This is a genomic window from Delftia sp. WSY_10 (assembly GCF_043104705.1).
Taxonomy (GTDB): Bacteria; Pseudomonadota; Gammaproteobacteria; order Burkholderiales; family Burkholderiaceae_C; genus Comamonas; species Comamonas tsuruhatensis.
Map to the genome: position 1 here is coordinate 27,586 of NZ_JBICKY010000046.1, position 25,972 is coordinate 53,557.

At 69.3% G+C, this 25,972-nt stretch carries 26 protein-coding genes; 14 read left to right on the top strand and 12 right to left on the bottom strand.

The features are described 5' to 3' along the window. Positions 1-28: 28 nt before the first annotated feature. On the bottom strand, positions 29-1,048 hold the full coding sequence (locus ACF8ML_RS18555) for a LacI family DNA-binding transcriptional regulator (RefSeq protein ID WP_392407613.1): 1,020 nt from the start codon (positions 1,046-1,048) through the stop codon (positions 29-31). A gap of 177 nt (positions 1,049-1,225) precedes the next feature. Between ACF8ML_RS18555 and ACF8ML_RS18560 the strand changes: the two genes are divergently transcribed. The 6 genes from ACF8ML_RS18560 to ACF8ML_RS18585 are packed head-to-tail and all read left to right on the top strand — an operon-like array spanning position 1,226 to position 7,293. Then, a complete protein-coding gene (locus ACF8ML_RS18560) occupies positions 1,226-2,215 on the top strand; it encodes a substrate-binding domain-containing protein (protein WP_209672404.1) in 990 nt (329 codons plus the stop codon). Positions 2,216-2,228: 13 nt separating this feature from the next. Then, a complete protein-coding gene (locus ACF8ML_RS18565; RefSeq protein WP_392407615.1) occupies positions 2,229-3,728 on the top strand; it encodes a sugar ABC transporter ATP-binding protein in 1,500 nt (499 codons plus the stop codon). Then, the gene (locus tag ACF8ML_RS18570; RefSeq protein ID WP_392407616.1) at positions 3,721-4,755 is read left to right on the top strand and encodes an ABC transporter permease; all 1,035 of its coding nucleotides are present in this window, start codon (positions 3,721-3,723) and stop codon (positions 4,753-4,755) included. Before ACF8ML_RS18565 ends, ACF8ML_RS18570 begins: the two co-directional genes overlap by 8 nt. Continuing rightward, the gene (locus ACF8ML_RS18575) at positions 4,752-5,789 is read left to right on the top strand and encodes an ABC transporter permease (protein WP_392407617.1); all 1,038 of its coding nucleotides are present in this window, start codon (positions 4,752-4,754) and stop codon (positions 5,787-5,789) included. The genes ACF8ML_RS18570 and ACF8ML_RS18575 overlap by 4 nt, the downstream gene beginning before the upstream one ends. Next, positions 5,786-6,655, top strand: coding sequence for a sugar phosphate isomerase/epimerase family protein (locus ACF8ML_RS18580; RefSeq protein WP_392407619.1), 870 nt, complete (start codon positions 5,786-5,788; stop codon positions 6,653-6,655). The genes ACF8ML_RS18575 and ACF8ML_RS18580 overlap by 4 nt, the downstream gene beginning before the upstream one ends. Further along, entirely contained in the window at positions 6,652-7,293 is a 642-nt protein-coding gene (locus tag ACF8ML_RS18585) for a nucleoside/nucleotide kinase family protein (protein WP_392407620.1), read from the top strand. The genes ACF8ML_RS18580 and ACF8ML_RS18585 overlap by 4 nt, the downstream gene beginning before the upstream one ends. 21 nt (positions 7,294-7,314) lie before the next feature. Here ACF8ML_RS18585 and ACF8ML_RS18590 read toward each other — a convergent pair whose 3' ends face one another. After that, positions 7,315-8,916: a gamma-glutamyltransferase family protein gene (locus ACF8ML_RS18590; protein WP_392407621.1), complete on the bottom strand. Its 1,602-nt coding sequence runs from the start codon at positions 8,914-8,916 to the stop codon at positions 7,315-7,317. Positions 8,917-9,088: 172 nt separating this feature from the next. Next, the gene (locus ACF8ML_RS18595) at positions 9,089-10,096 is read right to left on the bottom strand and encodes a tripartite tricarboxylate transporter substrate binding protein (RefSeq protein WP_310037120.1); all 1,008 of its coding nucleotides are present in this window, start codon (positions 10,094-10,096) and stop codon (positions 9,089-9,091) included. Between the two features lie 153 nt (positions 10,097-10,249). Here ACF8ML_RS18595 and ACF8ML_RS18600 point away from each other — a divergent pair, with 153 nt between their 5' ends. The 5 genes from ACF8ML_RS18600 to ACF8ML_RS18620 all read left to right on the top strand — a co-directional run bounded on the left by ACF8ML_RS18600 (position 10,250) and on the right by ACF8ML_RS18620 (position 13,657). Further along, positions 10,250-11,170: a LysR family transcriptional regulator gene (locus ACF8ML_RS18600; protein ID WP_016449550.1), complete on the top strand. Its 921-nt coding sequence runs from the start codon at positions 10,250-10,252 to the stop codon at positions 11,168-11,170. Positions 11,171-11,615: 445 nt separating this feature from the next. After that, positions 11,616-12,284 carry a hypothetical protein gene (locus tag ACF8ML_RS18605; protein ID WP_392407624.1) on the top strand — a complete coding sequence of 223 codons (669 nt, stop codon included), beginning with the start codon at positions 11,616-11,618 and terminating at the stop codon, positions 12,282-12,284. Further along, positions 12,281-12,829: an ATP/GTP-binding protein gene (locus ACF8ML_RS18610; protein ID WP_392407626.1), complete on the top strand. Its 549-nt coding sequence runs from the start codon at positions 12,281-12,283 to the stop codon at positions 12,827-12,829. The genes ACF8ML_RS18605 and ACF8ML_RS18610 overlap by 4 nt, the downstream gene beginning before the upstream one ends. Next, entirely contained in the window at positions 12,819-13,202 is a 384-nt protein-coding gene (locus ACF8ML_RS18615) for a roadblock/LC7 domain-containing protein (RefSeq protein ID WP_016449547.1), read from the top strand. Before ACF8ML_RS18610 ends, ACF8ML_RS18615 begins: the two co-directional genes overlap by 11 nt. 95 nt (positions 13,203-13,297) lie before the next feature. Continuing rightward, a complete protein-coding gene (locus ACF8ML_RS18620) occupies positions 13,298-13,657 on the top strand; it encodes a hypothetical protein (protein ID WP_047328008.1) in 360 nt (119 codons plus the stop codon). A 27-nt stretch (positions 13,658-13,684) separates the two neighbouring features. On the opposite strand, the gene ACF8ML_RS18625 is transcribed toward ACF8ML_RS18620, so the two are convergent. Beyond that, complete coding sequence (locus ACF8ML_RS18625; protein ID WP_016453989.1) at positions 13,685-14,398, bottom strand: Crp/Fnr family transcriptional regulator; 714 nt, start codon at positions 14,396-14,398, stop codon at positions 13,685-13,687. Between the two features lie 89 nt (positions 14,399-14,487). Between ACF8ML_RS18625 and ACF8ML_RS18630 the strand changes: the two genes are divergently transcribed. Continuing rightward, entirely contained in the window at positions 14,488-16,518 is a 2,031-nt protein-coding gene (locus ACF8ML_RS18630) for an alkyl/aryl-sulfatase (protein ID WP_392407627.1), read from the top strand. Here ACF8ML_RS18630 and ACF8ML_RS18635 read toward each other — a convergent pair. Then, positions 16,512-17,243 (bottom strand): uracil-DNA glycosylase, encoded by a 732-nt coding sequence (locus ACF8ML_RS18635; RefSeq protein WP_017405881.1) that lies wholly within the window; start codon positions 17,241-17,243, stop codon positions 16,512-16,514. The two genes, ACF8ML_RS18630 and ACF8ML_RS18635, sit on opposite strands and share 7 nt — an antisense overlap. 233 nt (positions 17,244-17,476) lie before the next feature. Between ACF8ML_RS18635 and ACF8ML_RS18640 the strand changes: the two genes are divergently transcribed. Both ACF8ML_RS18640 and ACF8ML_RS18645 read left to right on the top strand, forming a co-directional pair. Next, positions 17,477-17,950: a HipA domain-containing protein gene (locus ACF8ML_RS18640; RefSeq protein WP_392407628.1), complete on the top strand. Its 474-nt coding sequence runs from the start codon at positions 17,477-17,479 to the stop codon at positions 17,948-17,950. 5 nt (positions 17,951-17,955) lie between these two features. Further along, on the top strand, positions 17,956-18,279 hold the full coding sequence (locus ACF8ML_RS18645; RefSeq protein WP_016449541.1) for a helix-turn-helix transcriptional regulator: 324 nt from the start codon (positions 17,956-17,958) through the stop codon (positions 18,277-18,279). On the opposite strand, the gene trpC is transcribed toward ACF8ML_RS18645, so the two are convergent. The 7 genes from trpC to ACF8ML_RS18680 all read right to left on the bottom strand — a co-directional run bounded on the left by trpC (position 18,276) and on the right by ACF8ML_RS18680 (position 25,812). Next, the gene (trpC, locus tag ACF8ML_RS18650; RefSeq protein ID WP_012202702.1) at positions 18,276-19,079 is read right to left on the bottom strand and encodes an indole-3-glycerol phosphate synthase TrpC; all 804 of its coding nucleotides are present in this window, start codon (positions 19,077-19,079) and stop codon (positions 18,276-18,278) included. The genes ACF8ML_RS18645 and trpC overlap by 4 nt on opposite strands. Positions 19,080-19,129: 50 nt before the next feature. After that, positions 19,130-20,164, bottom strand: a complete 1,035-nt coding sequence (trpD, locus tag ACF8ML_RS18655) for an anthranilate phosphoribosyltransferase (protein WP_013804671.1) — start codon at positions 20,162-20,164, stop codon at positions 19,130-19,132. 29 nt (positions 20,165-20,193) lie between these two features. Continuing rightward, complete coding sequence (locus ACF8ML_RS18660) at positions 20,194-20,781, bottom strand: aminodeoxychorismate/anthranilate synthase component II (protein WP_046240302.1); 588 nt, start codon at positions 20,779-20,781, stop codon at positions 20,194-20,196. Between the two features lie 398 nt (positions 20,782-21,179). Next, positions 21,180-21,803 (bottom strand): hypothetical protein, encoded by a 624-nt coding sequence (locus ACF8ML_RS18665; RefSeq protein WP_392407629.1) that lies wholly within the window; start codon positions 21,801-21,803, stop codon positions 21,180-21,182. Positions 21,804-21,831: 28 nt separating this feature from the next. Continuing rightward, on the bottom strand, positions 21,832-23,442 hold the full coding sequence (locus ACF8ML_RS18670) for a substrate-binding domain-containing protein (RefSeq protein WP_392407630.1): 1,611 nt from the start codon (positions 23,440-23,442) through the stop codon (positions 21,832-21,834). Positions 23,443-23,444: 2 nt separating this feature from the next. Then, positions 23,445-24,677, bottom strand: a complete 1,233-nt coding sequence (locus tag ACF8ML_RS18675) for a toxic anion resistance protein (RefSeq protein WP_392407631.1) — start codon at positions 24,675-24,677, stop codon at positions 23,445-23,447. A 22-nt stretch (positions 24,678-24,699) separates the two neighbouring features. Next, entirely contained in the window at positions 24,700-25,812 is a 1,113-nt protein-coding gene (locus tag ACF8ML_RS18680) for a hypothetical protein (RefSeq protein WP_392407632.1), read from the bottom strand. Positions 25,813-25,972 lie beyond the last annotated feature (160 nt).

Below are 25,972 nucleotides of genomic sequence, written 5' to 3' on the forward strand. Positions count from 1 at the left end.
GCCCTGCGGGCACAGCGCCGTCCAGCGGTCAGCCCTCCCCCCACTCCACCAACTGCGGCCGCACCTGCACCACCTGCCCCGCGCGCAGGCCTTCGCCGTCGATGGCGCGGAAGGCCTCGGCCATCAGGCCTTCGACGTTCTGGCGCACCATGTGCACCGGAAAGCGCAGGCATTCGGCATAGGGGTCCCAGTCATAGCTGCCAAAGCTGCATTGCGCCAGTTCCGCATCGGGCAGTGCGCGCAGGAAGCGGATGGCGCCTTGCAGCGTGATGCCCGATGAGAACAGCAGCGCGCGCGGCAGGCCGCCCAGGCGCTGGTAGAGCGCGGCCATGGCAAGGCGGGCCGCTTCGGGGTCGTAGCCGCAGCAGACGATGTGCTCGTCCGCCACCGGCGTGTGGGGCGCCAGGGCTTCGCGAAAACCGGCCAGGCGCTGCTCGGTGGCGTACTCCTTGCGGACGCCGCCCAGAAAGCAGACCGCGTCCTGCGGCGCACCTGCCGGGGGCCTGGAGCGCGCCAGCAGCAGGCGCGTGAGTTCGGCCGCACCCCAGCGGTTGTCGCTGGTGACGGAGGGCGCCTTCTTCCCGGGCAGATCCACGTTGACATGGCGCACGCCGGCCTGGCGGCATTCGGCGCTGATGGCGTCGGGCCGGGTGGCGCCCGTGACGATGAGGTGCTCCACGCGAAAGGCGATCAGCGAGCGCACGGTCTCCACCTCCAGCGCGCCGTCGCGCAGCGTGCTGACCACCAGCGGGCACAGGCCGCGCGCGTGGGCCATGCGCTCGAAGGCCTGGGACAGCGCGCCGAAGAAGCGGTCCTCGTGCGTGGGAATCACCATGCCGATCAGCCCCGAGCGCTGGCGGCGCAGGCCGCTGGCCTGGCGGTTTACGGCAAAGCTGTGTTCCTGGGCGAGCTGCTGCACGCGGCGCGCGGTCTCCTCGCTGATGCGCCGCGACTGCCAGCTGCCGTTGAGGATGGCGCTGACCGTCGAGGCCGAGGTGCCGGCCAGTTCGGCCAGGTCGTAGATGGTGGAGGTTCGGGGGCGGTTCACGGTGCTCTGCAGGGGTTGGGACGGGAGCGCTCGGCGGCCATCGTAGCCGCTGCGGCGGCCGCGCGGACCGCGCCAGGCCGGCTCTGCGGGCGCGCTCGGGAAATCCCGCATCGGCAATCGACAGTCGCATGTCTATAGTTTGCACAATCGATTGCGCAAAACAGAGGGAGGGACACCATGCTTCATGCATTCAGCCGTTTTTCCAGGATCCTGGCGGCCTGCGCAATGGCGGCGCTGGCAGGCGCGGCCAGCGCCGAGGACGTGTCGGTGGTGGCCAAGGTCGGGGGCATTCCGTGGTTCAACGCCATGGAGACCGGCATCCGCAAGGCGGGCCGCGAGCTGGGCATCTCCAGCGGCATGGTCGGCCCCACCGAGGCCGATGCGGCCCAGCAGGTGCGCGCGGTCGAGGACCTGATCGCGCGCCGCAGCAAGGTCATCGCCGTGGTGCCCAACGATGCCAGGGCGCTGGAGCCCGTGTTCCGGCGTGCGCGCAGCGCAGGCATCAAGGTGCTCACGCACGAGTCGCCCGACCAGAAGGGCGCCGACTGGAACATCGAGCTGAGCAGCGTCGCGGGCTTTGGCGAGCGCCACATGGACAGCCTGGGCAAGGCCATGGGTGGCGAGGGCAAGTACGTGGTCTTCGTGGGCTCGCTGACCGTGCCGCTGCACAACGCCTGGGCCGATGCGGCCATCGCCCACCAGAAAAAACAGTGGCCGAAGATGCAGCTGGTGTCCGAGCGCTTCGGCGTGGCCGAGAGCCTGGACGACTCCTACCGCAGCGCCCAGGACCTGATGCGCGCCCACCCCGACCTCAAGGGCTTTCTGGCCTTCGGCAGCCAGGGCCCCATTGGCGCGGGCCGCGCGGTGGCCGATGCGCGCAAAGCCGAGCGCATTGCCGTGGTGGGCTCGTTCTCGCCGGGCCAGGGCGCCAAGCTGGTGCGCGACGGCGTGATCCGCGAAGGCTTCATCTGGAACCCCGCGCTGGCCGGCGAGGTGATCGTGCATGTGGGCAAGATGCTGATCGACGGCCGCGAGCCCACGGACGGCATGGAGATACCGGGCCTGGGCAAGGTCCAGGTAGACCGCGAGCGCCGCAACATTCAGGGCCAGAAGCTGGAGCCGATCAACCGGCAGACCATAGACCGGCTGGTCGGCCTGGGCCTGTGAGCCGGGCTCTGCCATGGATGCCACCACAACGGCGCTGGTCCGCATGCAGGCGGTCACCGTGCGCTTTGGCGAGGCCACCGCGCTGCATGCGCTGGACTGGGACGTGATGCCCGGCGAGGTGCACTGCCTGATGGGCAGCAACGGCAGCGGCAAGAGCACGGCGATCAAGGTGCTCAGCGGCGTGCACGCGCCGCAGCCGGGCGCGCGCATCGACATCGGTGGACAGACGGTGCAGCGGCTGGACCCGGCGCTGGCCAAGTCCCTGGGCATCCAGGTGATCTACCAGGACCTGTCGCTGTTTCCCAACCTGAGCGTGGCCGAGAACATCGCCTTCGACCAGGCCATGGGCCGCTGGTGGGCGCCTGTACGCCGCAGGCGCCAGCGCGAGGCGGCCCAGGCCGTGTTGCGGCGCCTGGGCATTGCGCTGCCGCTGGATGCGCGGGTGGGCGACCTGCCCATTGCGGGCCGCCAGCTCGTGGCCATCTGCCGGGGCATGGCGGCCCGGGCCAGGCTGCTGTTCATGGACGAGCCCACGGCCTCGCTCACGCGTGCCGAGGTCGATGCGCTGCTGGCCGTGGTGCGCCGGCTCCAGGCCGGTGGCATGGCCATCGTCTTCGTGAGCCACAAGCTGGACGAGGTCATGGAGATCGCCGACCGCGTCACCGTGCTGCGCGACGGGCGCAAGCTGGGCACCTGGCCCGCCGCGCAACTGTCGAGCAGGCAACTGGCCACGCTGATGACCGGGCAGGAAGTGGATGAGCGACTGCATGCGCGCGACATGTCCGCCGCGCCCGCGCTGCTGGAAGTGCGCGGCCTGGGCCGCGACGGCGACTACGAGGACGTGAGCTTCGATGTGCGCGAGGGCGAGATCCTGGGCCTGACCGGGCTGCTGGGCGCGGGCCGCACCGAGCTGGCCCTGGGCCTGTTCGGCATGCGCCGGCCCGATCGCGGCAGCATCCGCCTGGGCGGCCGCACGCTGGCGCTGCGCAGCAACCGCGACGCCATGGCGGCGGGCATTGCCTATGTGCCCGAGGACCGCCAGTCCCTCGGCCTGAACCTGCGCCAGTCCGTGCAGGACAACCTGGTGCTGGCCATGCTGCCGCGCCTGTCCGGCCCGCTGGGCTGGCTGCCCGCCCGCCGCCGCGCCGCCACCGCAGCCCAGTGGCGCGACCGCCTGCACATGCGCCTGCCCGCGCTGGACGCACCCGTGCACCAGCTGTCGGGCGGCAATGCCCAGCGCGTGGTGCTGGCCCGCTGGCTGGCGACCGCGCCACGCCTGCTGATTCTCGACTCGCCCACCGTGGGCGTGGACATCGGCAACCGGCAGGGCATCTTCGAGATCGTGCACGGGCTCGCCGCACAGGGCATGGCGGTAATCGTCATCTCGGACGAGGTGGCCGAGGTCCATGCCCACTGCGACCGCGTGCTGCACATGCGCGGCGGACGCATCGCTGGCGAGTTCGTGCCGGGGGTGCATTCCGAAAGCCAGATCGAGGAGGCCGTCCATGCCTGAACACGCACACGCGCTGCTGCAGCACCCCGTGGCCCGGCTCGGCCTGGCCATTGCCGCCATGGCCCTGCTGTTCGGCGCCCTGGCGCCGGGCTTCTGGACGCTGGGCAACTGGATGGACGTGGCCGAGGGCGCATCGGTCACCGCCATCATGGCCGTGGGCCTGCTGGTGGTGCTGGTCGCCGGCGGCATCGACATCTCGTTTGCCGCCACGGCCACGGTGGCGCAGTACCTTGCGGCCCTCGCGGCCACACGCCTGGGCTGGGCACCGGCGGCCAGCATCGCGCTGGGCCTGGCCACGGGACTGGCGCTGGGTGCATTCAACGCCCTGCTCATCCACCGCCTGCGCGCCACCTCCATCATCATCACCATCTCCACGCTGAACCTGTACTTCGCGCTGCTGATGCATGGCACGGGCGGCCGGTCCATCTACGATCTGCCGTCGTGGTGGAGCGACTCCGTGGTGCTGGCCCGCTTCGCAAGCGCCGACGGCGCAGACCCCGTGCGCCTGACCCTGCCCATCGCTGTGGCCGGCGCAGCCGCCGTGCTGACGGCGCTGCTGCTGGGCCGCAGCGCGCTGGGGCGGCGCCTGTACGCCTTCGGCGGCAACCCCGAGGCCGCGCACCGCATGGGCATCGGGCTGGGCGCCATCCAGGGCGTGGCCTATGGCTGGCTCGGCATGATGGCGGCCATCGCAGGCCTGGTGCAGGCGCACCGCGTGGGCGAGTCGGTGCCCAACGCCCTGGTCGGCACGGAGCTGTTCGTGCTCGCGGCCGCCGTACTGGGCGGCGCCAGCCTGTTCGGCGGCACGGGCAGCGTGGGCGGCGTGCTGATGGGCGTGCTGCTGCTGGCCGTGCTGCGCAACGGGCTGAACCTGATGGGCGTGTCGCCGTATTTCTTCCAGGTGCTGCTGGGCGCCGTGGTACTGGCCTGCGCCGCCGCAACGGGACTGCGGCGCACGCAGCGACGCACCCCGCAGCGCAGCGCTGACGCCACCCCTGCAGCGCCTTTGGCGGGGGCCGCGCCATGAACCGCAGCACTGGCGCGCCGCTGGGCCTGATCGCGCTGCTGGCGCTGCTGTGCGCCGTGTTCACGCTGCTGCTGCCCGGCAGCTTCGCCACCCTGGGCACGCTGCAATCGGTACTGCTGCAAATCCCGGAACTGGGCCTGCTGGCAATGGCGCAGATGCTGCCGCTGATCAGTGGCGGCATCAACCTGGCCGTGGTCGCCAGCGCCAACATGGCGGGCCTGACCATGGCCTGGGTGCTGGTGGGAGGCCTGTCGGCGCTGGGCCTGGACCTGTCGGGCCATGAGGGCCTGCTCATCGCCGCAGCACTGACTGTGGGCGCCCTCGCCAGCCTGCTGGTGGGGCTGGCCAGCGGCTGGCTGGTGGCGCGCGTCAACGCCCATCCCATCCTCGTCACGCTGGGCACCATGTCGCTGATCAACGGCCTGTGCGTCTGGCTCACGCGCGGCAAGCCCATTGCAGGCTTTCCCGAGGCCTTCCAGGCCCTGGGCTCGGCCCAGTGGCTGGGCCTGCCGCTGCCGTTCTGGATCTTCGCGGCCGTGTGCCTGCTGGTGGGCCTGTACCTGGGCAGCACACGCCACGGGCTGGCCATCCGCATGGTCGGCTCCAATGCCGAGGCCACGCGCCATGCGGGCATCGACACGCGCCGCGTGCTGATCGGCGTCTACACCCTGTCCACGCTGCTGTGCTGGATCGCCGCCGTGCTGATGATGGCGCGCTTCAACTCGGCCAGCGCGGGCTACGCCCAGTCCTACCTGCTGGTCACGGTGCTTGCGGCCATCCTGGGCGGCACCGATCCCATGGGCGGCTTTGGCCGGGTGTCGGGGCTGTTCGTCGCCCTGCTCGTCCTGCAGGTGCTGTCCAGCGGGGTGAACCTGCTGGGCGCCAATGCCCAGCTCACGCAGGCCCTGTGGGGCGCCACCATGATCGCCGCCGTGGCCGCGCGCCACCTGCTGGCGCGCTGGCGGGGCCGTGCCCGGGCACCCGCCGAACCCGCCCCTTCACGCTCTCGCAGCGTCCAACCGGAGCCCCTATGAACCCCCTCGGCATCCACGCCCTTGTCTGGGCCGGCGACCTGTCGCCGGCCTCCACCCGCCATGTGATCGAGCAGACGCGCCAGGCCAGTTACGACCTGGTCGAGCTGTCCCTGCACGGCCCCCGGCTCATGGACCTGGCACTCACGCGAGATCTGCTGCAGGAGCATGGCCTGGGCGTGGGCTGCTCGCGGGGCCTGACCTTCGAGGCCGATGTCTCCAGCGAAGACCCCGCCGTGGTCGCGCGCGGCCTGGCGCTGCTGCAAGAGGGCGTGGACATCACGGCGCGCCTGGGCGGACGCTATTTCGGCGGCATCCTCTACGGCGCCATGGCGAAATACGGCCACCCCTGTTCGCCACGGGGCCGGCGCAACGCGATCGAGGCCGTGCGGCGCATTGCCGACTTCGCGGGCGAGCGCGGCGTCACGCTGGGCCTGGAGGTGGTCAACCGCTACGAAAGCAATCTGCTGAACACGGCCACGCAAGCGCTGGAGTTCATCGACGAAGTCGGCCAACCCCATGTCTGCGTGCACCTGGACACCTACCACATGAACATCGAGGAAGCCGACCTTGCCGCCCCCGTGCTGGCCTGCGGACAGCGGCTGGGCTATGTGCACATCGGCGAGAACCACCGTGGCTACCTGGGCGCGGGCCACATCGACTTCGCGCAGTTCTTCGGTGCGCTCGCGCAGATCGGCTACCAGGGCACCGTCACCTTCGAGAGTTTCTCCTCGGCCATCGTCAACGAGCAGCTGTCGAACGCGCTGGCCATCTGGCGCCCCATGTGGGAAGACGGCATGGACCTGGCCCTGCACGCACGCGGCTTCATGGCAGACGGGCTGGCCAGAGCGCAGCAGGCACGCGCATGACGGCCATCCTGCCGCCCGAAGCCCTGGCGCGTGCGCTTGCGCTGGCACGCTCCGGCCCCCGCCGCCTGCTGGGCCTGGCGGGCCCGCCCGGTGCAGGCAAGAGCACGGCCTGCGCGGCCCTGCTGCAGGCGCTGGGCCCGCTGGCGGCGGCCGTGCCCATGGACGGCTTCCACCTGGCGCAGTCCGCGCTGCAGCGCCTGGGCCGCGCGCAGCGCAAGGGCGCACCCGACACCTTCGACTCGGCCGGCTACGTGGCCCTGCTGCGCCGCCTGCACACGCCCGTGGCCGGTGAAACGGTCTACGCCCCCGAATTCCGGCGCGCCATCGAGGAGCCCATTGCAGGCGCCATCGCCATCGCGCCCGGCGTGCCCCTGGTCATCACCGAAGGCAACTACCTGCTGATGGAGGAACAGGATGCGCCAGGCACACACTGGCATGCCGTGCGCGCGCTGCTGGACGAGGTCTGGTACGTGGACATGGACGACCGCCTTCGCATCGAACGCCTGACCCGCCGCCACGAACTCCACGGCCGCAGCCCCCAGGCCGCACGCGACTGGGTGGCGCAGGTGGACGAGCCCAATGGGCGCCGCATTGCGGCAACGCGGGGGCGAGCGGATTGGGTGTTGCGCTGGGGGTGAGGCTGCCGGACACAGCCCCGCTCAGAACGCCACCACGCCCCCATCCTTGCGCGGGTCCGATCCGCCGATGTAGTGGTCGCCGTCGCGCAGCACCAGCTGCGCGCCGCCGAAGGCGAAGACGCCATGGCCTTCCTCCACCGTGACTTCGTGGCCGCGTGCGCGCAGGGCGGCGACGACCTCGGCGTCGAAGGCGGGTTCCACGGCCACGCCCTTGCCGCCCGTCACGCGCCAGCGCGGTGCGTCGGCGGCGGCCTGGGGGTTCTGGCCGTAGCGCAGCACGCGCAGGGCCATCTGCAGGTGGCCCTGGCTCTGCATGGGGCCGCCCATCACGCCGAAGGCCATCTGGGGCGTGCCGTCGGCGTTCATCGCAAAGGCCGGGATGATGGTGTGCGAGGGGCGCTTGCGTGGCGCGACCTCGTTGGCATGGCCGGCTTGCGTGGTGAAGCCGTGGCCGCGGTTTTGCAGGCTGATGCCGGTGCCCGGCACGACCACGCCCGAGCCGAAGCCCATGTAGTTGGACTGGATGAACGAGACCATCATGCCGCTGGCATCGGCCGCCGCCAGGTAGACCGTGCCGCCGGGGCGCGGTGCGCCGTAGGTGGGCGCGCTGGCGCGCTCGCGGTCAATGAGCGCCGCGCGTTCGCGCAGGTAGCGGGCGTCCAGCAGATGGGCGGATTCGACGCGCATGTGGTCGCCGTCGGCGTTGTATTCGTGCAGGTCGGCCAGGGCCAGCTTCATGGCCTCGACCTGCAGGTGCACGGACTCCACGCCGTCCAGCGGCTCGGCGCCCACGCCCAGTGCATCCAGCATGCCCAGCGCCATCAGCGCGGCAATGCCCTGGCCGTTGGGCGGGATCTCGTGGATCACCGAATCGCCAAAGGTCTGCGACACCGTGCCGACCCAGTCGGCCTGGTGGGCGGCCAGGTCGGCCTCGGTCATGGCGCCGCCGCAGGCCTTGGCGTGCTCGGCCATCGAGCGCGCCAGTGCGCCGCGGTAGAAGGACTCGCCCCGGGTGGCGGCGATCTCCTCCAGCGTGCGCGCATGGGCTTCGCTGCGGAACACCTCGCCCGCCTTGGGGGCCTTGCCATCGGGCAGGAAGCATTCGGCAAAACCGGGCTGGTCGCCGAGCTTGGCGCCGCCCAGCGCCCACAGCGTGGCGATGGTGGGCGAGACCGCAAAGCCGTCGCGCGCATAGCGGATGGCGGGCTGGACCAGTTGCTCGAACGGCAGCTTGCCGAAGCGGCGCGACAGCTCCACCCAGGCCGAGACGGCACCGGGCACGGTGACGGCGTTCCAGCCCTTCTCGGGGATGCCGCCCAGCGCGGCGAAGTACTCGGGCGTCCAGGCCTGGGGCGAGCGGCCCGAGGCATTGAGGCCGTGCAATTCCTTGCCGTCCCACAGGATGCAGAAGGCATCGCTGCCCAGGCCGCAGCCCGTGGGCTCGACCACGGTCAGCGCCATGGCCGTGGCAATGGCCGCATCCACCGCATTGCCGCCGGCCAGCAGCATGGACAGGCCGGCCTGCGCGGCCAGCGGCTGCGAGGTGGAGACCATGTTGCGGCCCAGCACCGAAGAGCGGTGCGAGGCGTAGGGAAGTGTCCAGTCCGTAACAGTGCTTGTCATATCAATTTCCATAGCGCCAACGCGCCACCGATAGCTTGAGGAACCGCAGGCACGGCCCAGCTCAGGGACGCCAAGCAAGGGCCTACGCCGGCCGCGCCACCCCGCAGCAAGGGCGTCGTTCCCCTCCCGCAGGAGAGGGGGAAGCGGCAAAGCCGCTCAGGGGGTGCTTCACTCAATCCAATGTGATTTTGTTGTCTTTGATGACCTGCGCCCAGCGCGCGCTGTCGGCTTGCACCATGGCAGCGAACTGCGCGGGCGTGCGGGGCGATGCGGCCTCCACGCCCTGCCTGGCCAGGCTGGCCACCACCTCGGGATTCTGGATGGCCTTGTTGAAGGCCTGATTGATCCGCGCCACCAGCTCGGGCTTCATGCCGGCCGGGCCATAGACGCCGAACCAGGTGACCGAAGAATAGCCAGGCAGGCCGGACTCGGCCACCGTGGGCAGGTCGGGCGCCAGCGCGCTGCGCTTGTCGCCGGTCACGGCCAGGGCGCGCAGGCGGCCGCTGGCCACATGGGGCATGCCGGTGGGAATGGAGTCGAACAGCAGGTGCACCTGGCCAGCGGCCAGGTCGGTGATGGACTGGGCCGTGCCCTTGTAGGGCACATGGGTCAGTTGCAGGCCCGCGCGCGCCGCGAAGGCCGCAGCGTTCAGGTGGACGATGGTGCCGTTGCCGCTGCTGGCGTAGTTGAGGGCGCCCGGATGGGCCTTGGCATAGGCGATCAGCTCCTGCACGTTGCGCACGGGCAGCGAGGGCGTGACCAGCAGGATGCTGGCCGCGCCGCCGATCTCGGCAATGGGCGTGAAATCCTTGTCGGCCTTGTAGGCCAGACGGGTCATCAGGTGCGGCGAGATGGCATGCGTGCTGCTGGTGGTGAACAGCAGCGTGTAGCCGTCCGGCGAGGCCTTGGCGGCCTCGCCCGTGCCGATGGTGCCGCCCGCGCCGGGGCGGTTGTCGATGACCAGCTGCTGGCCCAGGTCCTGGGACATGCGCTGCGCCACCACGCGCGCCACGAGGTCGGTGGCGCCGCTGGCCGGAAAGGGCACGACCAGCCGCACCGGGTGCGAGGGCCAGGACGCCTGGCCCTGGGCCACGGCGGGCAGGGCCATGGCGCCAGCCAGGGCACAGGCCGCAGCCACGAGGGTGCGGCGTGGAAGTAAAACGCTGGGCAATGCCTTCATGGGCACACTCCTGGTCAGAGGGTTGGACAGCTGCAGCCGCTGCTCCCTGCAACGCCGCAACAGGCCATCGTAGAACCCTCGCCCCTTTGCCGCCATCAGCAAATTTGCAAACCTGCGTTGCCTCTGCGGCAAATTGATGACAATCGGGGCGACATGCCCGACGCCCGCCACCTTCTCCTGCAGGACACCGCGCTGCGCTACTTCCATGAAGTGGCGCAATGCGGATCGCTGACCGAAGCATCGGCGCGGCTGCATGTGGCGGCCTCGGCCATCAGCCGCCAGATCGCCGCACTGGAGGGGCTGCTGGGCACGCCGCTGTTCGAACGCCACCCGCGCGGCATGGTGCTCAATGCGGCCGGGGAGATCCTGGCCGACCATGTGCGCCGCGCCGGCCTGGATGCCGAGCGCGCGCTGGGCGAAATCGAGGCCCTGCAGGGGCTGCGCAGCGGCCGCGTGCGCATCGCAAGCTCCGACGCCTTTGCCAACGAGTTCCTGCCGCGCCTGTGCGCGGCCTTCCAGCGCGAGCACGCCGGTATCGTCTTCGAGGTCATGGTACTGCCCACGCCCGCCGTGCCCGAGGCCGTGCGCAGCGGCACGGCCGACATCGGCCTGTGCTTCAGCCGCGCGCCCGAAAAAGGCATTGCCGTGGCCTGCCGCGTGGCCGCGCCGCTGGTGGCCCTGGTCGCCCCCGGCCATGCGCTGGCGCAGGCGCGGCGCCTGTCGCTGGCCCAATTGGTGCGCCATCCGCTGGCGCTCACGCCGGCCGACACGGCCGTGCGCCAGCTGCTGGACGCCGCCTGCAGCCGCCAGGGCCTGATGCTGATGCCGGTGATGGAGAGCAACCACGGCAAGACCCTGCTGAACTTTGCAGCCCAGGGCGCCGCCGTGGCCGTGGCCAGCGAGATCGCCGCGCGCCACATGGTGGCCACGGGCGCGCTGGTGGCCGTGGCGCTCAGCGACCGGGGCATGGACCTGCGCGACATCGAGGTGCAGACCCTGGCCGGCCGCACGCTGCCGCATGCGGCGCAGTCCTTCCTGGAGATGCTGCAGCTGCGGTTGCCCGGTCCCTGGTAACCGGAGGACACGGCGGGCAGCGGGCAGCGCCCGCCAGGCACCACCCACACAAGGCCGGCCAGAAAAGAGACCACAGTCCGACCAGGGATGCAGGGACAAAACTCGGAAAGCTCCGATTTTTACGGCCCTGCAGACCCGCGATTCATCCATCGCCCTTGCTCGATCCGCTCAGGCTGGGAGCGGATTGGGCACGAATCGGATAGGACAACTCTGATTCTGACCCAGCCGATTCTGATTCTCCAGTGCGACCGGACAGCCAGCCGCCGGCGCCATTCCTATCATCCGCAGCTCTGTCGTCGGGCTTCCCCTTGCGGGATTCCGGGACTCCCGTTCCTGAATGAATTCATGGACAACCCGGCCATCGCCGGACCTACAAAGAAGAGGCAAGGCATGTACACGAACCAGACCGGAGGGCGCAGGCGGCAATTGCAGCGGGAGGCACAGCATGGATGAGCGAACCGAGCTGACCTTCATGCTGCATGGCCTGCCGGACCGCGACGCCAAGCTGTTCCGCTCCTATGTGCTGATGGTGAATCACCGCACACGGCACCGCTGGACGTGGCGCGAATCCCAGGCGGACATGACGGTGGTGCATGGCGAACTGGCCCAAGCGCCTGCCGCCCCGCCCGCGCTGACGCTGCGCGTGGGAGGGCCACCGAGGGGAGCCTTCCCTGCGGGTGGCCACCTGGGCATGCCCCTGCGCGCCGAGGCGCTGGAGGAATGCCTCAACACCATGGGCGCACGCATCCTGTCGGTGCACGGCAAACCGGCCAGCGCCAAGGCACACGCCAGCGGCCTGCCCACGCAGCATCAGCTGATGCTGCTGCAGCTGCGGCGCTGGCCGTCGCCGCAACTGCTGACGAGATCCCACCATATCCGCCTGGCCACCTTGCTGACAGGCCAGCCCACGACGATGCAGACCCTGTGCCAGCGCTCGGGCCTGCCGCCCGAGATCTGCGCCGGTTTTCTGAACGAGCTGGACGCCGCCGGCCTGCTGCGCTGGGCCTCGGCCCGCCCGCCCGCCGCACCGCACCCCGGCAACCCAGCGCCGGACAGGGGTGTGCTCGAACGCATACGCCTTCGCCTGGCCCGGTTTGCAGGAGCGCGCCCATGAACGAACTCAAGATCCTGATTTCCGGCCCTCCAGGCGCAGGCAAGACCACGGCCATCCGCTGCGTCAGCGAGATCGCCCCCGTGAGCACCGACGTGCGCAACACCGATGACACCCTGGACAAGGCGCTGACGACGGCCGGCATGGACTATGGCGAGCTGACCCTGGACAACGGCGAGAAGCTGTACCTCTACGGCACGCCCGGGCAGGAGCGCTTTGACTTCATGTGGCGCATCCTCTCGCGCGGCGCGCTGGGCGTGATCTTGCTGATCGACAACAGCCGTTCCGATCCGCTGGCCGACCTGGATACCTATGTCCAGGGCCTGTCCGATGTCTTGCGCAGCACGGCATGCGTGGTGGCGGTATGCCGCATGCAGGAGTACACAGCGCCTGATCTGGACAGCTTTGCCGTGCACCTGCAATCGCGCGGCCTGCTGTGCCCCGTGGTGCCGGCCGATGTGCGCAACCCCCAGCAGGTGGTGGCCCTGATCGAGCTGTTGCTGCTGCAGATCGAAGCCCTTGCCCAGGAGAAGTCCCATGAAGAATGACGCTGCCTTGAAGGCTGCAGCCCAGGCGGCGGTGCAGTCGCTGATGAGCAGGTTGCACGGCGTGCGTGGCTGCGTGGTCAGCACCGAGGACGGCTTCGAGGTGGCCGCCCGTGCGCAAGGCCAGGGCAGCACGGCGCGGCTGTCGGCCATGGCCAGCTCGATGGCGGCGCTGGGCATGATCGCCGGCGAGGAGAACCAGCTCGGGCATTGCGCCAACGTGGTGGTCGAGGCGGCCGAGGGCTTCATCGTCATGCTGCAGGCACAGCGCCCGGGCCTGACGCTGGTCATCAGCGTGGTGGCCTCGCGCGAGGCCGTTCTGGGCCAGGTTCTCTATGTCTCGCGCGAGGCCGTGCGGACGCTGGAACAAGCGTGATGGCAAAGGCAGGCAAGGGCTGCTCCTATGCATCCGGCAAGAAGGCACCGCGAAGGTGCAGAACATTTTCGCAACACAAGGGAGTTAGGAAAACAATGGCCAATATCAAGCAAACCATGGATGAACTGATGCGCTGCGACGGCGCCATGTGCGCTGCACTGGTGGACTACAACAGCGGCATGATCCTGGGGCAGGACGGCTCGGGCGTGGACCTGGAGCTGGCTGCCGCCGGCAACACCGAACTGGTGCGCGCCAAACTCAAAACCATGCGCTCGCTGGGCCTGGAAGACACCATCGAGGACATCCTCATCACGCTGAGCAAGCAGTACCACATCCTGCGCCCCTCCACCCACCACGAGGGCCTGTTCCTGTACCTGGTGCTCGACAAGGCCAAGGCCAATCTCGCGCTGGCGCGCCGCAAGGTGCAGGACGTGGAGAATGCGCTGGTGGTCTGAACAACAGCCCCTGACTGGCTGCGCCGCTCAGAACCGCTCGGCGCACAGCGCCTGCCATTGCAGGATCTCGATCTCGCCGCGCTGCACCCGGATGAGGCCGCGCGCCTGCAGGCCCTGCAGCAGCACGTTGGTGGTCTGGCGCGAGATCGACAGCATGCGCGCCAGCTGCTCCTGCGTGATATCCAGGCGCGGCCGGGCCGGCACATCGTCCAGCCGCTCGCCGTAGCCGCGCGCCATGGCCACCAGGCGGCGCGCCAGCCGCTGGGGTGCGGGCATCAGGGCCAGGTCCTCCAGCGCCGCGAAGGCCGCGCGCATGCGCCCCGACATCAGCACGCCCAGGTCATGCCAGTGCGCAGGATGCTGCTGCAGCCAGTCCAGCAGCGGCTGGCGCGGCACCTGCAGCACCTCGCTGGGCTCCATGGCGTGGGCATCATGGGTGCGCGGCGAGCCGTCGAACAGCGCGATCTCGCCAAACCAGGTGGCCGGGCCCATGCGCGTGAGCAGAGCCTCGCGCGCCTGCTCGCTCTGGCCGCCCACACCGGAGAAACCGATGCTGCCGCGGACCACGGCGAACAAACCGCCCTCCAGCGCATCGCCGCGCAGGAACAGGGCTTCGCCCGCCTCCAGGCGGCGCGGCTGTGCCAGCGCCAGCAGCAAATCGGCAAACTGCGGCGCCAATGCGCTGAACCAGCGGCCAGCGCGCAGCGTGGGCAGGTAGGAAGAGGCGAGGGAAGCTTGCATGGAAAGGGATGTCGGGTGGCTGACAGACACAGCCGGCGGGCCTGCGTATTTTCGCCGCTGACACCGAACACATGCCAGGAGACCTTCCCATGCAAGCCTCACACCCCCTGCCCCGCGCGCTGGCGCGCCCTTGCCGCCTGCTGGCCTGCCTGGCCGCCGCCCTGCTGAGCGCCTGCGCAGGCAGCAGCCTGCCGGTCTCCGACATGGCCCGGCCACAGGCAGCCAGCGCGGCCACGCGCGCGGCCCAGCAGGCTGCGCTGGCGCAGCAGCCTCAGGACGACGCCCAGGCCATGGAGGACGCGCAACGCGGCCTGATCGCCTCGGCGGATGCGCTGGTGGTGCGCAATGCCCAGGGCCGGCCCATCTGGGGCATGCAGGCCTATGCATTCCTGCAGCAGGACCAGGCGCCCGACACCGTGCACCCCGCGCTGTGGCGCCAGGCACAGCGCAACCGCGTCAGCGGCCTGTTCCAGGTGACGGACGGGCTCTACCAGGTGCGCGGCCTGGACCTGTCGAACATGAGCATCATCGAGGGCGAGACGGGCCTGATCGTGGTCGATCCGCTGATGTACACCGAGACCGCCCAGGCCGCCATGGACCAGTACTACCAGCACCGACCGCGCAAGCCGGTGGTGGCCGTCGTCTACTCGCACAGCCATGTGGACCATTTCGGCGGCGTGCGCGGCGTGGTGCGCCAGGAAGAGGTGGATGCGGGCCGCGTGCAGGTCATCGCGCCCGCTGGCTTCATGGCCGAGGCCGTGGGCGAGAACGTCATCGCCGGCCACGCCATGGGCCGGCGCGCGCTCTACCAGTTCGGCATGCTGCTGCCGCGCGATGCCAGGGGACAGGTGGACGCAGGGCTGGGCAAGGCGGGTGCGCCCGGCACCATGGGGCTGATCGCGCCCACGCGCGTGATCGACAAGCCGCGCGAGACCCTGCGCATCGACGGCGTGGACATCGAGTTCACGCTCACGCCCGGGGCCGAGGCGCCGGCCGAGATGATCATGTACTACCCCCAGCTCAAGGTGCTGAACATGGCCGAGATCGCCGTGCACACCCAGCACAACCTGCTGCCGCTGCGCGGCGCCCAGGTGCGTGACGCGCTGGGCTGGTCCCGCCACCTGAACGACGCCCTGCACGCCTATGGCGGCAAGGCCGAGATCCTGATCGCCCAGCACCACTGGCCGGTCTGGGGCCAGCCCCGGCTGCAGCGCATGCTGGCCGGCCAGCGCGACACCTACAAATACCTGCACGACCAGACCGTGCGCCTCATGAACCACGGCTACGTGGGCTCGGAGATCGCCGAGATGCTGAAGATGCCCGAATCCCTGGCCCGCGACGGCGCCACACATGCCTTCTACGGCCACCTGCGCCACAACATCCGCGCCATCTACCAGCACTACCTGGGCTACTACGAAGGCAACCCGGCCCAGCTGGAGGCGCTGCCGCCCGTGCCCGCGGCGCGCAAGACCGTGGAGTACATGGGTGGCGCCGACGCCGTGCTGCGCCGTGCGCATGCCGACTACGAGCGCGGCGAATACCGCTGGGTGGCGCAGATCGCCTCGCAGCTGGTCTTTGCCGACCCGGCCAACCAGGCCGCGCGCCGCCTGGCCGCCAATGCCTATGAACAGCTGGGCTACCAGATGGAATCGGCCACGGCCCGCAACGCCTTCCTGCAGGGCGCGGCGGAGCTGCGCCAGGGCGTGCCCCAACTGCCCAGGCCCGGCAGCGCCGCGCGCGACCTGGTGCGCAGCCTGCCGCTGGAGATGTTCTTCGACTACCTGGGCGTGCGGCTGGACGCGGGCAAGGCCGCAGGCCAGCGCATCGTGCTCAACTGGACCTTCACCGACACCGGCGAGCAGCGCAGCCTGAACCTGGAGAACAGCGCCCTCACCCAGAGCCCGGGCCTTGCGCCCGCCGCCCATGCCAGCCTGCGCCTGACACGCGCCACGCTGGACGCCATTGCAGGCCAGGAGACCACGATGGCCGAGGCCATCAAGAGCGGCCAGCTGCGCATCGAGGGCGACGCCTCCAAGGTGATGGCGCTCATGTCCATGCTGGACCGCTTCGACAGCGTGTTCCCCATCGTGGAGCCACGCCCCGAGCGGGCCGCTCAGTAGCCGTGCTGGGCGCGGAAGTCGCGCGCCTTGCCGAAGTGCCCGTTGCCGATGAAGGGCACGGGCGGGCGCAGCGCCGACAGCGGCGAGGGATGGTTGCTGGTCAGCACCAGATGGCCCCGGTCGGCCGGAATGAAGGCGCGCTTGGACTGCGCATGGCTGCCCCAGAGCATGAAGACCACGGGGCGCGTGCCCTGGGCGATGTGCCGGATCACCGCATCGGTCAGCAGCTCCCATCCCTTGCCAGAGTGGCTGGCCGCCTGGCCTTCCTCCACCGTGAGACAGGTGTTGAGCAGCAGCACGCCGTTCCTGGCCCACTTGACCAGGCTGCCGCCCGGGTTGGGGAACGGCGGGAAGGGCACGCCCAGGTCACGCTGCATCTCCTTGAAGATGTTCTGCAGCGAGGGCGGCATGCGCACGCCCGGCGCCACCGAGAACGACAGGCCTTCGGCCTGCCCCCGGCCGTGGTAGGGGTCCTGCCCCAGGATGACCACGCGCACCTCATCGGGCGGTGTCAGCTCCAGCGCGCGCAGCGGCTGGGGCGGAAAGATCACCGCGCCAGCTTCCAGGCGCTGGTGCAGGAAGGTCAGCAGCTGCTGGCCCGTGGCACCCGCGAAGAAGTCCTCGACCAGGGGCTGCCAGTCGGGCGCAACGGGCCAGTCGGCGGGATCGGCGGATTGGAGTTGGTCGGCTTGCGCCGGGGCGATTGCGTCGTCTTGAAGGGCCATGGCGGATGGGGGCACCGCCGCCACATGCCGAGGCAGCAGCCTCCCTCAAAAAAGTACAGCTGAAATGCATGGGCGCAAGCGCCATGCCTGTTGGATCACGGCAAGCATACCTTTGCCTGCGGTGGGGAGGTACGTCCGCCTCCAATGGCGTCCTAAAGACAGACAATGGTTACACGGAAAAACATACGAAAAACCTTGAGTCAGCCCAATGCTTTACCTAGAACTTCGTGCAAATGAACGCGAACTGCACTCTACAACTGCACCAGGAAGTGCTCGAATACATCAAACGCGACATTGCCAACCTGGCCCTGGGCAACAAGGACAACCACGCGCGCAACACCGCCGTGCAGCGCGGTTTCGACGGCCGCATCGCGCTCACGCCCCTGTACGACTTTGCGCCCATGTATCTCCACCCGGACGGCATTGCCCGACGCATCCGCTGGCGGGATGAACAGGGCGGCCGGCCCGATTGGGGCCGTGTGCTGGATAGCGTCTGTGCGCTGGCCGCGCAGCTCCCTCGAAAACGCCGGGGCACGCAGTCGGATCCGTTGCAGCGCGATCCACTGGTGAAAGGCCTCAAGGCCATGATTCCCGCGCTGGAGCGCATCGCCGCAGACGGTCTGGCGCTAGGGCTGGAGCCCGAGGTTCTCGACCACCTGCGTCCCGCCCTCCTGGCACGTGCGCAGGAGCTCGCTGCGCTGCGCTGAAGACCATGGACAAGCGTTTCACCCCCATTCCCATTGCCCAGCAGCTGGAGCTGCGCAGGCAGGCTATTGACGATGTGCTGGCCCACCCCGAATGGTCTTTGCCGCAGGCCGTGCGGCATCTGAAGAAGACCATGCGGCTGACCACGGCCGAGATGGCCAAGCTTTGCGGCGTTTCCTATAGAACGCTGCAGGACATCGAGCAGGAGCGCAGCGAAGGCAGCGTGCAGACCATGAACCGCATCTTGGCCATGCTGGGGCTCAAGCTCGGGGTGGTGCGCATCGTGCGGACCCCGGATTCACCGGCCGGCCCGCACAACGACGCGTCTTAGGCAAACAGCTTGGCCAGCGCCTCTCCCGGCTCCTTGGCGCGCATGAAGGCCTCGCCCACCAGGAAGCTGTGGATGCCGGCATCGCGCATGGCCTTGACGTCCTCGCGGCTGCCGATGCCCGACTCGGTGACCAGCAGGCGGTCGGCGGGCACGTTCTTTTGCAGGTCCAGCGTGGTCTGGATGCTGACCTCGAAGCTGCGCAGGTTGCGGTTGTTGATGCCCACCAGCGGCGTCTTGAGGCGCAGGGCGCGGTCCAGCTCGGCGCCGTCGTGCACCTCGACCAGCACGGCCATGTCCAGGCTGTGGGCGATCTGTTCCATCTCGGCCATCTGCGCGTCGTCCAGGCAGGCGGCGATCAGCAGCACGCAGTCGGCGCCCATGGCCCGCGATTCGTAGATCTGGTAGGGATCGACCATGAAGTCCTTGCGCAGCACGGGCAGGTGGCAGCTGGCGCGCGCCTGCTTGAGATAGTCCACGCTGCCCTGGAAGAACTGCTTGTCGGTCAGCACCGAGAGGCAGGCGGCGCTGACGCCCTTGCCGTCGCCATCGGCATAGCTTTGCGCGATGTCGGCGGGGATGAAGTCCTCGCGGATCACGCCCTTGCTGGGGCTGGCCTTCTTGATCTCGGCGATCACGCCGGCCTGGCCGGCGGCGATCTTGGCGCGCAGCGCGCCCACGAAGTCGCGCGTGAGCACGCGGCTTTCGGCGTCGCGGCGCATGTCCGCGAAGGGCATGCGCTTCTGGGCGGCGGCCACTTCCTGCACTTTCACGTCGCAGATTTGCTTGAGGATGTCGGACACGTTGCTTTCCTTGGTTTCTTGTATTCGGTGGTCGATGGGGGCTGCGCGGCTCAGGCCGTCAGCCGGGCCGTGTAGGCCACGAGTTCGTTGAGCTTGGCCAGGGCAGCGCCGCTGTCCAGCGCCGCCTGGGCGCGGGCCATGCCGTCCTCAATGCTGGAGGCCACGTTGGCCGCATACAGGGCGGCACCCGCGTTCAGGCAGACGATGTCGCGCGCGGCACTCTTTTCGCCATGGAGCACGCCCAGCAGCATGGCCTTGGATTCCTCGGGATTGTCCACCTTGAAGGCGCGCGTGCCCACCATGCGCAGGCCGAAGTCCTCGGGATGGATCTCGTACTCGCGCACCACGCCGTCCTTGAGCTCGCCCACCAGGGTGCCCGCGCCCAGGCTGATCTCGTCCAGGCCGTCGCGGCCATAGACCACGATGGCGTGCTCGGCGCCCAGGCGCTGCAGCGCGCGCACCTGGATGCCGACCAGGTCCTCGTGGAACACGCCCATGAGGATGTTGGGCGCGCTGGCCGGATTGGTCAGCGGGCCCAGGATGTTGAAGATGGTGCGCACGCCCAGCTCCTTGCGCACGGGCGCCACGTTCTTCATGGCCGGGTGGTGGTTGGGCGCGAACATGAAGCCGATGCCCACGTCGGCGATGCTGCGCGCGATCTGCTCGGGGCTGAGCTGGATGTTGACGCCCAGCGCCTCCATGGCGTCGGCGCTGCCGCTCTTGCTGCTGACGCTGCGCCCGCCGTGCTTGCTGACCTTGCCGCCCGCCGCCGCGATCACGAAGATGGAGCAGGTGGAGATGTTGAAGGTGTTGGCGCCGTCGCCGCCCGTGCCCACGATGTCCACCAGGTGGCGCTTGTCCTCCACATGGACCTTGTTGGAGAACTCGCGCATGACCTCGGCCGCGGCCGTGATCTCGCCGATGGTCTCCTTCTTCACGCGCAGGCCGGTGACGATGGCTGCCGTCATCACGGGCGACAGCTCGCCGCGCATGATCAGGCGCATCAGGTGCAGCATCTCGTCGTGGAAGATTTCGCGGTGCTCGATGGTGCGCTGCAGCGCTTCCTGGGGGGTGATCTGGGTCATTGCGGTGTCTCGGTTGGGTGCCGGCCTGCTCAGGCCTTCTGTTCCAGGAAATTCTTGAGCATGGCATGGCCATGCTCGGTGAGGATGCTCTCGGGGTGGAATTGCACGCCCTCGATGGCCAGGCTGGTGTGGCGCACGCCCTGGATCTCGCCGTCCTCGCTGGTGGCCGTGATCTCCAGGCATGCGGGCAGGCTGGAGCGCGCGATGGCCAGCGAGTGGTAGCGGTTGACCGTGAACTGCTCGGGCAGGTCGGCGAACACGCCCTTGCGGTCGGTGGTGATGACGCTGGTCTTGCCATGCATCTGCTGGCCCGCGCGCACGATGTCGCCGCCGAAGGCCGCGCCAATGCTCTGGTGGCCCAGGCACACGCCCAGGATAGGCAGGCGGCCCGCGAAGTGCTGGATGGCCGCCACGGAAATACCGGCTTCGGCCGGCGAGCAGGGGCCGGGCGAGATCACCAGGCGGTCGATCTTCTCGCGCTCGACCAGGGCGATCACCTCGTCCAGCGTGGCCTCGTCATTGCGCACCACGGTGACATCGGCACCCAGCTCGCCGAAGTACTGGACGATGTTGTAGGTGAAGCTGTCGTAGTTGTCGATCATCAGCAGTCTGGTCATACCGGCTCCTGGGTCTCAAAGGGAAAAACGGGTGGCGCGGGCATGCCGCAGCGAAGGCTGGCGCGGGAATGCGCGCAATGCTGCCTGGGTCTGGAAGGGGGAATCTGAGGGCATCTGGGCAATCTCCTGGGTTCTGGGAGCCGCCGTGCCGGGGAGCCATCTGCTGAGTGAGCCTTGCTGCCGTCACGGCGGCAAGGTGCGGTACGCAACCGCGACGACGTGCCGCTTCCTTATTGGAAGCGCCACCACTGTGCAACGATGATCGAAACGGGCGTACCGTTCATGGCTGTCTTGGATCGAGAGTTCAGGTGTCTGGAAGACGGGAATGCAGCAGGCTGCATGGCGGAGCATGCTAACACAGGGTCCGCGCAGCGTGGCGGGACGACCCTGCGGGCGCCTCACTTCAGGAAATCCGGCTGGTCGAACTTCTGCTTCAAGAAGCGCCCGTTGGCCAGCAGCGCCTGCGCATCGCTGGCCGCCACATGGGCCACCACCTGCTGCATCTGCCCGGCCAGCAGCGCCAGCTGCTCGGTCAGCAATTGCCTGGGCGTTTTGCCGTCCTGCACGGGCTGGGTGACACGGAACAGCGGCGGCAGCGCCGCATAGTGCGACAGCGTGGCGGGCAGGTACTGCAGCACCGTTTCGCGCACGGTGAACAGGCCGTCGTTGAAGACCGGGCCGGCGTCGGCCAGCGAGGGCAGCACCTCGTGCACCGAGCTGCGCACGCTGTCCAGGTGCTTTTGCATCTCGGGCGTGAGCATCGGACGGGCCTTTTGCACCAGCTCGTCGATGCGTTCGCGGATGTCCTCGGCGCTCCAGTGCTGCTGCAGCGCCCGCTCGAAGCTGGCACCCACGGGCTGCAGGGCCCAGCCCAGCAGCAGGCCCGCGACGTACAGCCCCAGCGTGATCCAGCCCCAGCCGGCGCCGATCACGCCGGCAAACAGCAGCACCGGCCCCAGCAGGGCCAGCGCCAGGCCGGCGAGGTTGCCGTTGCCGTAGAAGAAAAGCTGCAGGCGGCGCATCAGGCAGGTCCGATCGCTGGCGGAGTTGTCACTGGTAGCCCCGGATTTCCTTGAACACCAGCGGCAGCCCGCTCTTGCCGGTGTTGCGCGCATCGAAGGCGCGCCCGCCCGTCAGCGCGGCCAGGGCCTGCATTTCGCCGGACTGCGCCTCGCCAAAGATGATGGGAAAGACGCGCACCAGCGGCGCGCCGCCGTCGCGCGCCATGCGCTGCTCGCGCTCGAATGCGGCCCAGTCGCGGCCGGCCGTGTTGGCGCCATCGGTCAGCAGCACGATGCTGACGAAGCGCTCGGGATCGGCCCGCAGTTCCTGGCGTGCCTGCTGCTGGGCCAACGTGAGCGCGTCATAGATGGCCGTGCCGCCGTCGGCCACCAGGCTGTCGGCATAGGCCAGCACCTGGGCGCTTGCGGCCTGCAGGTCGCCCGCCGCGAACTGCACGCGCGCGGGCTGGCCGACCAGGCCCGAGAACGGAATCAGCAGCACGCGCTCGCGCGCCTGGAAGGCGGCATAGCGCTGGCTGGCGGCCGAGGCCTCGGCGCCGGACAGCAGCTTGAGCGCCTCCTTCATCTGCGCCAGCCGCGCACCCTTCATGGAGCCGCTCACGTCCAGCACGAAGATGCTGGTGGCCGGACGGCGCAGATCGCTCTGGTAGGCCGAGAGCACGGCATCGATCACCTCCAGCCGGTTCGGAAAGCTCAGCTCCACCACGGGCGCCGTGGGCAGGGCCGGGCTGGCCTGCGCCTCGGGGCTGGCGGGGCGCAGCTGGGCCTGGCGCAGCGGCTGGCCCTGGAAGGCGGGGGCCTTGAACTGGGCGACCAGCCGGTCATAGTCTGCGCGCCGCGCAGCGTTGAGCAGCATCAGCGGATAGTCGGCCGAGATCACGCCGTCGCGCGGGTAGACCAGGGTCAGGCGGTCGGCGGCGGGCAGCTTCTCGTTCAGGCGCAGGATCACGGCCTCGTAGTTGACCAGCGCATCGACGGCGCCGGGCTCGCGCTCGAAGGCCTCGGCCAGCCAGCCGGAGCTGCCGGCGGTGAGCTTGTGGCCCGACAGGAAGTCCTTGAGCACCTTGGCATTGACCTCCCTGGCGTCCAGGTCCTCGGTCTTGCCGGCCACGGCCGAGGCCACGGCGAACAGTGCGCTCATGCCGGTGTTGGAACTGGCCGGATTGGTCATGCCGTAGCGCAGCCGGCCCTGGGCGGCAGCGCGTGCGATGTCGGCCCAGGTGGGCGGTGCCTTGTCCCAGCCCAGCTTTTGCAGCACGGGAGCCTTCACGCCCAGGGCCACGCGCGAGTAGAAAAGCTTTTCGCGCGCCAGCGGCTTGTTCGCCAGCGCCAGCGCGGGATAGGCGCCATTGGGCGGCAGGATGGCGTCGTACTGCTCGCCCGCATTGATGCGCTCGACCATCTCCAGCGTGCCTGCATAGCTGAGCTTGAGCGGCACGCCCGCCGCCGTGGCGGCCTGCTCCAGCGCGGGCGCCACGTCCTTGAGTTCGGAGCCGGCCAGCACGGTGAATGCACCCTGGGGACCAGCAGGCGCATCGGCCTTTGCCGCGGCCTGCGGCGCGGGTTCGGGCGACTTGCCGCAGCCGGCCAGGGCCAGCGCCAGACCCAGCAGCCACCAGGCCGCCAGGCGCTGGAACATGCTCACAGCACCACCTCGCCGGCGGGCGCCTGCAGCGCCTCGCGCACGTCCTCGCGGCGGCTCTTTTCCAGGTAGGCGCGGGACTTGTCCACCTCCTGCGACAGCGTGTCCACCGTGGTCTGCATGGAGGCCAGGGCCTTGACCTTGAAGTCGGCCATGGCGTCCATGGTCTGGTAGATGTTGCCGAAGGCCTGCTGCAGCCTGGCGATGTCGATGGTGCTGCCGGCCGCCTGCTCGTGGATCTTCCCGCTTTGCTCGCGCAGCAGCTCGCTGGTGCCGGCGATCAGGTTGCCCGTGGTGGTGTTCAGCGCCGTGATCTGGTCCAGCACCAGCTTCTGGTTGGCCAGCGCCTGCGCCACGATGACGGCCGTGCGCAGGGCGGAGACCGTGGTGGTGGTCGCGCGGTCCACGCCCTTGGCCAGTTCGAGGTTGTTCTTGCGCACCAGGTCCAGCGCCAGGTAGCCCTGCACGTTCACCGCCATCTGGGTGAGCAGGTCGGTGACCTTCTGGCGTGCGTAGAACAGCATGTCCTCGCGCACCACGCGCGCCTTTTCAGGGTCGCTGGCGTCCAGCTGCGCCGCCTTGGCCTCCAGCGCCGCGTCCAGCTTCTTGCCGATGTGGATGTATTTTTCCAGCCGCTCCATCAGGCCCCACAGGTTGGCCTTTTCCTGCTCAATGGCGGCGTTGTCGCGCAGCAGCTCGTCCTTGCCGCGCTTGAGGCTGTCGATGATGGCGTTCAGGTGGCTCTGGCTGGACTGGAACTTGTCGAAGTAGTCCACCAGCCTGTTGCCCATGGGGATCAGGCCCAGCAGCTTGCGCGGCTTGAACAGGTCGTCCTGGCGCGAGGGGTCCAGCGCCTCCACCTGGCGGCGCAGGTCGATCAGGCCCTGGCCGATCTGGCTGCCCTGGTCGAACAGGCCGTTGTTCAGCGTCTTGACGGGGCGCTCCAGCATGCGGCTGGAGACGGCGGCAGCGGCCTGCACCTCCTTGTTGCCCATGCCGTGGATGCGCTCGACCGCGCCCTTGAAGGCGGGCGACTGGCTGTCGTTGGCGGTGACGTCGTCGATGAACTGCGCCACCTGCGCGTCCAGCTGCTGCACTTCCTCGGCCTTGAGGCGGACCTTGCCGCTGGCCGACTCGATGGGCACGGGCAGGGCGGGCGCGGGCGGCTCCAGCACGAAATCCTGCTCCTGCGCAGGCACGGCGGCAGTGGTGGCCTGGGGGGTGTTGCTCATCGGTTGCTCCTGGGTCCTTGAGTCATTTGAAGCGCTGCTCCATGTCCACGATCATTCGCTCCAGCCACTCCTGGCTGGGCGGATCGATCACCTCCACCAGCTGCGCGGGCGCCTGCACGCCCTGCCCGGCCCAGCGCTCGGGCCCGTGCGTGTCGCCGCCGGTGCGAAAGCCGTATTCCTGCGCCAATGCGCGCAGCTGCGGGTCGGATTCGAGCAACTGGCCCACGCGCTCGCCTGCCGGCGTGTAGGGCACGAGCACATGCTTGGAATACAGCGTGGGCTGCGGGTAGAGCATCACCATCTCGCCGCTCCTGCGCTGCGGGTGACGCAGCAGGAACTCCACCAGCTGCGATTCATAGGCCACCAGCAGCGGCGTCTTGCCCATGCCCAGGGCCAGGTAGTCCTCGAAGGGGCCGGCCGATGAGCTTTCCTGGAAGCCCTGGCGCAAAAACAGCGGCGCCACCTGCGGCATCACGCGCTCCAGGTCGGCCGGGCTTTGCACCACCTGCTGGCCGTTGAGCACATAGCTGGCCAGCGCCAGGTACATGGCGGCGCTGTTGGAGCTGCGCACATCGGTGCTGGCGGGCAGCACGGCCTTGCCGGTGGCAAAGGCGCCGGAGGCCTTCAGGTCACGCCAGCGCGTGCCCTTGCCGGCCATGGCCAGCAGGGCCGGCAGATCGGTCACGTAAAAGAATTCGCCCTGCTTTTGCGCAACGCCATTGGCGATCAGGATCTCGGCAATGGGCCGCCAGCTGGCGAACACGATGGGCGTGTAGAACGGCGTGTAGACCGTGGCGGCCCTGGCCGCCGCCTTGAGCTGGGCCGCAGCCGGCGCCCCCGAGGGAAAGCCGAAGTCGTACTGCTTGGGGTCGTAGCTGTTGGCAATGCTGCGCGAGCCGGCCTTTTGCACCGTCACCGTCACGCCGTGGCGCGCCAGCACGTCGCGCACGCGCTCGTCCTGGAAGAAGGCTTCCTTCTCGGAGCCGATCAGGCCGCGTGCCGTCACGGACTGCTGCTGCGTCAGCTGCGCCTGGCGGTCCTGCACCAGCTCCGTGCGCGAGTACCAGACGCCGCCACCCACGGCCGCCAGCAGCAGCGCCGCCAGCCCCGCCGCCAAAGCACGGCGCGCGTTCATTGAGAGGCTCCGCCCTGGATGACGGCAAGATGAAATTCGGTCATGAACGCGCGGGCCGTTGTCATGTTCTGTTCAAAAAAACTTCTTATACGGAAGTTTTGTGACACAACGACGACACGCGGCCCGACACGCGCCCCTGCACGCGGTCAGCCCCCCGCAG

Coding starts and splice junctions, on each gene's coding strand:
- ACF8ML_RS18615 (WP_016449547.1), top strand. CDS start 12,819: ATGAAGAATGACGCTGCCTTGAAGGCTGCAGCCCAGGCGGCGGTGCAG.
- ACF8ML_RS18560 (WP_209672404.1), top strand. CDS start 1,226: ATGCTTCATGCATTCAGCCGTTTTTCCAGGATCCTGGCGGCCTGCGCA.
- ACF8ML_RS18625 (WP_016453989.1), bottom strand. CDS start 14,398: ATGCAAGCTTCCCTCGCCTCTTCCTACCTGCCCACGCTGCGCGCTGGC.
- ACF8ML_RS18675 (WP_392407631.1), bottom strand. CDS start 24,677: ATGAGCAACACCCCCCAGGCCACCACTGCCGCCGTGCCTGCGCAGGAG.
- ACF8ML_RS18670 (WP_392407630.1), bottom strand. CDS start 23,442: ATGTTCCAGCGCCTGGCGGCCTGGTGGCTGCTGGGTCTGGCGCTGGCC.
- ACF8ML_RS18605 (WP_392407624.1), top strand. CDS start 11,616: ATGGATGAGCGAACCGAGCTGACCTTCATGCTGCATGGCCTGCCGGAC.
- ACF8ML_RS18565 (WP_392407615.1), top strand. CDS start 2,229: ATGGATGCCACCACAACGGCGCTGGTCCGCATGCAGGCGGTCACCGTG.
- ACF8ML_RS18600 (WP_016449550.1), top strand. CDS start 10,250: ATGCCCGACGCCCGCCACCTTCTCCTGCAGGACACCGCGCTGCGCTAC.
- ACF8ML_RS18590 (WP_392407621.1), bottom strand. CDS start 8,916: ATGACAAGCACTGTTACGGACTGGACACTTCCCTACGCCTCGCACCGC.
- ACF8ML_RS18645 (WP_016449541.1), top strand. CDS start 17,956: ATGGACAAGCGTTTCACCCCCATTCCCATTGCCCAGCAGCTGGAGCTG.
- ACF8ML_RS18610 (WP_392407626.1), top strand. CDS start 12,281: ATGAACGAACTCAAGATCCTGATTTCCGGCCCTCCAGGCGCAGGCAAG.
- ACF8ML_RS18575 (WP_392407617.1), top strand. CDS start 4,752: ATGAACCGCAGCACTGGCGCGCCGCTGGGCCTGATCGCGCTGCTGGCG.
- ACF8ML_RS18580 (WP_392407619.1), top strand. CDS start 5,786: ATGAACCCCCTCGGCATCCACGCCCTTGTCTGGGCCGGCGACCTGTCG.
- ACF8ML_RS18570 (WP_392407616.1), top strand. CDS start 3,721: ATGCCTGAACACGCACACGCGCTGCTGCAGCACCCCGTGGCCCGGCTC.
- ACF8ML_RS18665 (WP_392407629.1), bottom strand. CDS start 21,803: ATGCGCCGCCTGCAGCTTTTCTTCTACGGCAACGGCAACCTCGCCGGC.
- ACF8ML_RS18620 (WP_047328008.1), top strand. CDS start 13,298: ATGGCCAATATCAAGCAAACCATGGATGAACTGATGCGCTGCGACGGC.
- trpD (WP_013804671.1), bottom strand. CDS start 20,164: ATGACCCAGATCACCCCCCAGGAAGCGCTGCAGCGCACCATCGAGCAC.
- ACF8ML_RS18680 (WP_392407632.1), bottom strand. CDS start 25,812: ATGAACGCGCGCCGTGCTTTGGCGGCGGGGCTGGCGGCGCTGCTGCTG.
- ACF8ML_RS18640 (WP_392407628.1), top strand. CDS start 17,477: ATGAACGCGAACTGCACTCTACAACTGCACCAGGAAGTGCTCGAATAC.
- ACF8ML_RS18630 (WP_392407627.1), top strand. CDS start 14,488: ATGCAAGCCTCACACCCCCTGCCCCGCGCGCTGGCGCGCCCTTGCCGC.
- ACF8ML_RS18585 (WP_392407620.1), top strand. CDS start 6,652: ATGACGGCCATCCTGCCGCCCGAAGCCCTGGCGCGTGCGCTTGCGCTG.
- ACF8ML_RS18635 (WP_017405881.1), bottom strand. CDS start 17,243: ATGGCCCTTCAAGACGACGCAATCGCCCCGGCGCAAGCCGACCAACTC.
- ACF8ML_RS18660 (WP_046240302.1), bottom strand. CDS start 20,781: ATGACCAGACTGCTGATGATCGACAACTACGACAGCTTCACCTACAAC.
- ACF8ML_RS18595 (WP_310037120.1), bottom strand. CDS start 10,096: ATGAAGGCATTGCCCAGCGTTTTACTTCCACGCCGCACCCTCGTGGCT.